General features: G+C 54.2%; 6 protein-coding genes. All 6 read left to right on the top strand.

Annotated elements, in window-relative coordinates; translation table 11 throughout:
- Window positions 1-287 precede the first annotated feature (287 nt).
- Genes bioF through bioB form a run of 6 tightly spaced genes read left to right on the top strand, consistent with a single transcriptional unit; the run spans window position 288 to window position 5,940 of the window.
- Window positions 288-1,463 (top strand): 8-amino-7-oxononanoate synthase, encoded by a 1,176-nt coding sequence (gene bioF / locus L5656_RS10085; RefSeq protein WP_297202572.1) that lies wholly within the window; start codon window positions 288-290, stop codon window positions 1,461-1,463.
- Between the two features lie 28 nt (window positions 1,464-1,491).
- On the top strand, window positions 1,492-2,001 hold the full coding sequence (locus L5656_RS10080) for a hypothetical protein (protein ID WP_297202570.1): 510 nt from the start codon (window positions 1,492-1,494) through the stop codon (window positions 1,999-2,001).
- The gene (locus tag L5656_RS10075) at window positions 1,982-2,842 is read left to right on the top strand and encodes a 6-carboxyhexanoate--CoA ligase (protein WP_297202568.1); all 861 of its coding nucleotides are present in this window, start codon (window positions 1,982-1,984) and stop codon (window positions 2,840-2,842) included. The genes L5656_RS10080 and L5656_RS10075 overlap by 20 nt, the downstream gene beginning before the upstream one ends.
- Window positions 2,812-3,549, top strand: coding sequence for a dethiobiotin synthase (bioD, locus tag L5656_RS10070; protein ID WP_297202566.1), 738 nt, complete (start codon window positions 2,812-2,814; stop codon window positions 3,547-3,549). The genes L5656_RS10075 and bioD overlap by 31 nt, the downstream gene beginning before the upstream one ends.
- A gap of 26 nt (window positions 3,550-3,575) precedes the next feature.
- Window positions 3,576-4,943 (top strand): adenosylmethionine--8-amino-7-oxononanoate transaminase, encoded by a 1,368-nt coding sequence (gene bioA, locus L5656_RS10065; RefSeq protein WP_297202564.1) that lies wholly within the window; start codon window positions 3,576-3,578, stop codon window positions 4,941-4,943.
- Between the two features lie 16 nt (window positions 4,944-4,959).
- A complete protein-coding gene (gene bioB / locus L5656_RS10060; RefSeq protein WP_297202562.1) occupies window positions 4,960-5,940 on the top strand; it encodes a biotin synthase BioB in 981 nt (326 codons plus the stop codon).
- Window positions 5,941-6,096 lie beyond the last annotated feature (156 nt).

Genomic DNA, 6,096 nt, shown 5'->3' with positions numbered 1-6,096 from the left:
AAGGCCGCCAGAGCTAGGCGGCCTAAGGAGTCTATATATCAATTTAGGTTTACACGTTAAAAAGATTTGACATTATTTTTTAAGCAGCCCATGGCAGGACATTTTAGCCTAAAGTCTTCGAGGGAAATTTTTTCAAATTGGGGGACCTAAATAGTGCTGCGGGTATAGGTTAAATAAGTAGTGGCCTGCGATTTTTATACGCGAAAAATGTTAACCTAAGAAGGAATATAGGTTTACAATAGAGAATAATATATCCCATAGAATAATACCCCAGGAGAGGAACAGATTTGGTTTGTTTTCTAGAAAAAGAACTAGAGCTACTAAAGGAAAGCCATCTTTATCGCCAGTTACCCGGACCCCTGGAGGGGCCCTCTGGCCCCAGAACAAGGATAAAGGGGCAGGAAGTGGTACTTTTTTCCTCCAACAATTACCTGGGCCTGGCTCATCATCCCCGCGTTAAAGCTGCGGCCGTAGAGGCCGTGGAAAGGTGGGGGACGGGAAGCGGAGGTTCTCGTCTGACTACCGGAAATTTTGTTTTGCACCGCCAATTAGAGGAGCGCATTGCCCGGTTTAAGGGTACAGAAGATGCCGTTGTGTTTAGTTCTGGTTACCTGGCCAACCTGGGAGCGATTTCGGCCCTGGTGGGTCGGGGAGACCTGGTGCTCAGCGACGAGCTAAACCATGCGAGCATAATCGATGGTTGCCGCTTAAGCCGGGCCACGGTTAAGATTTTCCGCCATAGGGACGTAGCCCATGCAAGGGATATTCTGTTGGCGGAACGCAACTCATACCGCAGGTGCCTTATCGTTACCGACGGAGTTTTTAGTATGGACGGGGATATAGCTCCCCTGCCCCAACTGTTGCAGTTGGCCGAGGAGTTCCAGGCCCTTCTTATGGTGGACGATGCCCACGCTACCGGGGTTTTGGGCAAGAGGGGGGCAGGAACGGTGGAACATTTTGGTCTGGAAGGCCGGAGCATCATCCAAATGGGCACTTTAAGCAAGGCCCTCGGCAGTGAGGGCGGGTACGTAGCCGGCGATGCCCTTTTAATTGATTACCTGCGCAACCGCGCCCGCAGCTTTATCTTTTCCACCGCTCCTTCCCCGCCTGTAGTTGCTGCGGCCCTGGCGGCCCTGGACGTCCTGAAAGAAGAACCGCACCTTATCGAACAGCTTCACGCCAACGTCGGCCAGCTTTACAGGGGCTTAAGAGAAATGGGCTTTGAGGTGTTGCCTACGGAAACAGCCATTATTCCCCTGATGGTAGGGGAAGCCCGCCGGGCCCTGGCCCTTTCGGCAGCCCTGGAGGAAAAGGGCGTGTTTGTGCCGGCCATTCGCCCGCCTACAGTGCCGGAAGGCACCAGCCGTTTAAGGATTACCGTCATGGCCACCCACAAACCGGAAGATATTCAAAGGGCCCTGGAAGCCTTTCTGTGGGCCGGAAAAAATTTAGGGCTCATTTAAAAAAGCCAAAAGGAGGATGTAAAACCAAATGGATAAAACAAGAGGGTCCCTCAAGGAGGTAGTGGAAATTGCCCTCTTGGCAGCATTCATTATTGTTACTGGCTCTTTCAAATTACCCGGCATCATACCAGGCACCGAATTTCAACTCTCGGCTCCTATTGGGGTGGCCATTGCCGCCAACTTTGGCTTTAAGCGCTATTTTTTAGCTGGGCTAGTAGCCAGCCTGGTTTTATACAGCACTGGGGCGCACAACTTCTTTAATGTGATAGTGTCCATAGTTTTTCGCTTGGTGGCTGGCGGCATTATTGCGATTTTAGGCCCCAGTTTCCTTGTGATTACCGTTGCCGGTCCCCTGGGTTCTGTGGCTGCCCGTCTGATTCTGGCTGGCCTTTTGCACAAGGGGGTAATTGTTCTACTGGTTGCCGCCTTGCCCGGGATGCTCTACACGGCTTTAACGGCCTGGCCTTTAACCAGACTTATGGCCAGGGCTAAGAAGCAAATTGAGGGAGGGACTTCTTTTGGAGGAAGCGGTATATAGTGTCCGAATGAGGGCTGCCCGGGGAACTCCCCACGAAAAGGGAGGGCAACACATATCGGGGGCGGAAAGGATTGTCTCCTCGCAGCAGGTGGCCTCTACTGTCCAGCAAATGCTTTCTCGGGCCAAGAACCATGCCCTGGGAGAACCTGATTTTATAAATATCAGCATCGAGCGCCTGGAGTTCTCCAAAATAAAGCAGATTGCCGCTCTGCCGCTGGTAACGGTAAAAGCTAGTGATCACGGGCAGGCGCTCTACTGTGCCCGCCAGCTTCTTTTGGCCAGCGGGGTGCAGGGGCAGGTTATAGAAGAGGCTATAAGGCTACTTGCCCGGGGGCCTTCGCCCGGCGGGCGAAACATGAGAGGGGCGGTAATCATGGATGCCCAGAGTGGCCGGCGTCTGGAGCCCGACCCTTGGCGGGGAGTGCGTGTCTCCCGCATGGATTATACTCCCCAGGCGGCTAAGGAGTTATCGCGCCTGTTAGAGCCGCTGGGGTTAGATCATTTCCGGGTCAAGGAAGCCCTGGCCCTGGCCTCCAAGGTTATTTGGGCCGGGACGCTGGCCGAAATATGCTGTTCGGACGACCCCCATTATACCATCGGTTATGTTTCCTCCCGGCGCTTGGGCTATGTGCGCATTCCCTATTTGAAGCACCATTCCTTTAAAGGAGGGCGGGTGTTCTTTGTACATCTCCAGGAAGTAAATCTTACGGAATACATAGCCAGGCTCCAGGAGGAACCGGTTTTGATAGCTCAAATCAGCGCCGTTCAAGGCGTAAAAGATCTTACGTCATTACTGGAGGAGAAATGCCAATGGACTATGCCAGAAAGGGCTACTTCGTAACCGGAACAGATACCGGAGTAGGAAAAACAGTAGTTACCGCCGGTCTGGCGGGCGTTTTCCGCCACCAGGGCATTGACGCCGTGGCCCTCAAACCGGTGCAGACCGGGGCGGCTGTTAGAAACGGGGAACTAGTCCCCGAAGATGCTCTCTTTTACCGCCTGGCAGCCGGCCTTCCCCAGCCCCTTGACCAGTTAAACCTTTACCGCTTTGCCCCGGCGTTATCTCCTCACCTGGCGGCCAAACTTTGTGGGGAAAAGGTTGAGCCCCAAAAAATAATAGATTTTTGCCGGCGGGCCCTTCTGCGCCACCAGTTGACCCTCATCGAAGGGGCCGGGGGCCTGTGTGTGCCCCTCTCTGGCCCTGACTTTACCGTGGCCCATCTGGCCCGGGAACTTTCCTTGCCCTTAATTGTGGTGGCTAGAATCGGCTTAGGAACCATTAACCATACGGTGCTCACGGTGGCTTACGCCCAAAGCCTTGGGTTAGAAGTGGCAGGGATAGTTTTTAATGGCTTAAAGCAGCAGGAATTAGGTCCCGCTGAACGGGACAACCCCGAAATTATTGCCCAAATGACCGGAGTGCCGGTGCTGGGTATCCTGCCCCACCTTACGGGGATAAGTGTGGAAGGCGGGGTCGCGGAAGGACTTTTGGAAGCGGTGGAGGAATCCGTTTCCTGGCGTCAGTTGATTCCCTGGCTTAAACCTTAAGCATAGACGATGGGGAGGTGCTTCAGTTGAGCAGCTACGATCCCTCGCTTCTTGAACAATGGGACAAGCAGTACGTCTGGCATCCCTTTACCCAAATGCAGCAATATCTTCAGGAAAAACCCGTGATCATCAAGCAGGGAGAAGGTAGCTACCTCATTGATGTGGAGGGAAACCGCTATTTGGACGGTGTATCCTCCCTCTGGGTTACCGTCCACGGCCACTGCCATCCGGAGTTAAACCGGGCCATCAAGGAGCAGTTGGATCGTATTGCCCACTCCACCCTTTTGGGCCTGGCCAATGTACCCTCTATCTTGCTGGCCAAAAAATTGGTGGAAATTACCCCACCAGGGTTAAATAAAGTCTTTTACTCCGATAACGGGGCCACAGCGGTGGAAATTGCCCTCAAAATAGCCTTTCAGTACTGGCAACAAAAGGAGGGCGGTCGCTATCGTAGAAAAACCAAGTTCATCTCTTTTGTTAACGCCTACCACGGAGACACTATTGGCTCAGTAAGCGTCGGGGGCATACCCCTTTTCCACGGCATTTTCAAGCCCCTACTTTTTGAGTGCTTGTACGCCCCGGCACCATATTGTTACCGGTGCCCCTTGGGCCTGGAGAGAGAAAGCTGTGAGATGGCTTGCCTTAACCAGCTTGAGGGGTTGCTGGAAAAGCACCGGGAGGAGGTCGCTGCCCTCATCATCGAGCCTTTAGTCCAGGGGGCGGCGGGCATGATCACCGCTCCAGACGGTTTCCTTCGCCGGGTGCGGGAGTTGTGCTCAAAGTACAACGTCCTGCTCATTGCCGACGAGGTGGCGGTGGGTTTTGGCCGCACGGGCCGTCTCTTCGCCTGCGAGCACGAAGACGTAACTCCCGACTTAATGTGTCTGGCCAAGGGGATCACGGGAGGCTACCTTCCCCTGGCTGCCACCCTGACCACCGACGAGATCTACGAGGCCTTTTTGGGCGAGCCGGAGGAATGTAAGACCTTTTACCACGGACACACCTACACGGGCAATCCCTTAGCCTGCGCTGCGGCCCTGGCCAGCATTGAGCTCTTTGAAAAAACAGACCTGCTGGCTTCCTTACAACCTAAGATCGAGCTTTTACGCCGGGGTCTGGAGAACTTTCGGGATTTACCCCACGTAGGAGATATCCGCCAGCGAGGTATGATGGTGGGCATTGAGTTGGTGGTGGATAAAGATACCAAGGAGCCTTATGCTATGAAGGAGCAGATAGGTCACCGGGTTATCCTGGAGGCCCGTCGGAGGGGGCTCATCCTTCGTCCCTTGGGTAATGTCATTGTCCTCATGCCCGTGCTGTCCATGTCTAACGAAGAGCTGAACAGGGTTCTAGAGATTACCTATGAATCTATAGCCGTAGTAACCGGTAAATGAGCGGAGGGGTAGGTATATGGGGAAGAATCTAATGTGGGAGAAGATCAGAGAAAAGGTCCTTGAGGGAGAAGGCTTATCCCGGGAAGAAGCGTATTACCTGGCTGGATGGCCACAGGAAAAATGGGGGGACCTTCTTTATCTTTCTCGCCAAGTCCGGGAACGTTTCGGGGGCAGGGAGGTGGAGATGTGCGCCATCATCAACGCCCGTTCGGGATTGTGCAGCGAGGATTGCTGTTTTTGCGCCCAGTCTTCCCGTTATAAAACTGGCGTGGAGGTGTACCCCCTCATTGATGCGCCCAAAGCCCTGGAAAAGGCCCGGCGCATGGAAGCCGTTGGAGTGAAACGCTTTGCCCTGGTTACCAGCGGTAAGGGCATTGGGGAAAGGGACTTTAAGAAGGTGCTGGAGATCTACCGGGTCCTGCGGGCCGAGACGCGCCTTGAGCTGTGCGCTTCCCTGGGTATCATTGACGAAGGGAAGGCCCAGCGTTTGAAAGAGGTAGGGGTCACCACCTACCACCATAACCTGGAAACCGGCCGGAGCTACTTCCCCCAGATCTGTACCACCCATACCTTTGAAGAAAGGGTGGCTACTATCCAGGCGGCCCGGGCCGCGGGGTTAAATGTATGCTCCGGCGGGATCATCGGGCTGGGGGAAACTATGGCCCATAGGCTGGAAATGATCTTTGAGCTACGGGAACTGGGAGTACGGTCGGTGCCGGTCAATATCCTGAACCCCATTCCCGGCACACCCTTGGCCAATCAAGAGCGCCTCCCGGTGGAGGAGATCCTCAAAACCCTGGCTCTTTTCCGCCTCATCATTCCCAAGGCCGTTTTCCGCCTCTGCGGTGGGCGGGAGCCAGGGCTGGGAGAGAAGCAAAAGGAAGCCTTAGCGATGGCTATAAACGGTTTGATGGTGGGCAACTATCTTACCACCCGGGGCAACGAGATCCGGGAAGACCTGGACATGATTGCCGAGGCGGGGTTGAGGGTGAGCTGATACCATAGCCTTACGGCGGGCTTTGGTGGGCGAAGTTGAAGAGCCCTAGTCCCTTTAACAACATACACTGGTACATACAATTTGGATTTGCCTGGCCTAGAAGGGCCAGGTTTTTTCATGGCTAAAAAATTAATGAATAATTTTGGAGGAATTAGG

The sequence above is a fragment of the Thermanaeromonas sp. genome (assembly GCF_021890735.1).
GTDB lineage: Bacteria > Bacillota > DSM-521 > Neomoorellales > Neomoorellaceae > Thermanaeromonas.
This window is presented reverse-complemented; position numbering and strand designations above follow the sequence as displayed.

Bases quoted from the DNA above. Each gene is read 5' to 3' on its own strand.
- L5656_RS10080 (WP_297202570.1), top strand. From the start codon at position 1,492: ATGGATAAAACAAGAGGGTCCCTCAAGGAGGTAGTGGAAATTGCCCTC.
- bioD (WP_297202566.1), top strand. From the start codon at position 2,812: ATGGACTATGCCAGAAAGGGCTACTTCGTAACCGGAACAGATACCGGA.
- bioB (WP_297202562.1), top strand. From the start codon at position 4,960: ATGGGGAAGAATCTAATGTGGGAGAAGATCAGAGAAAAGGTCCTTGAG.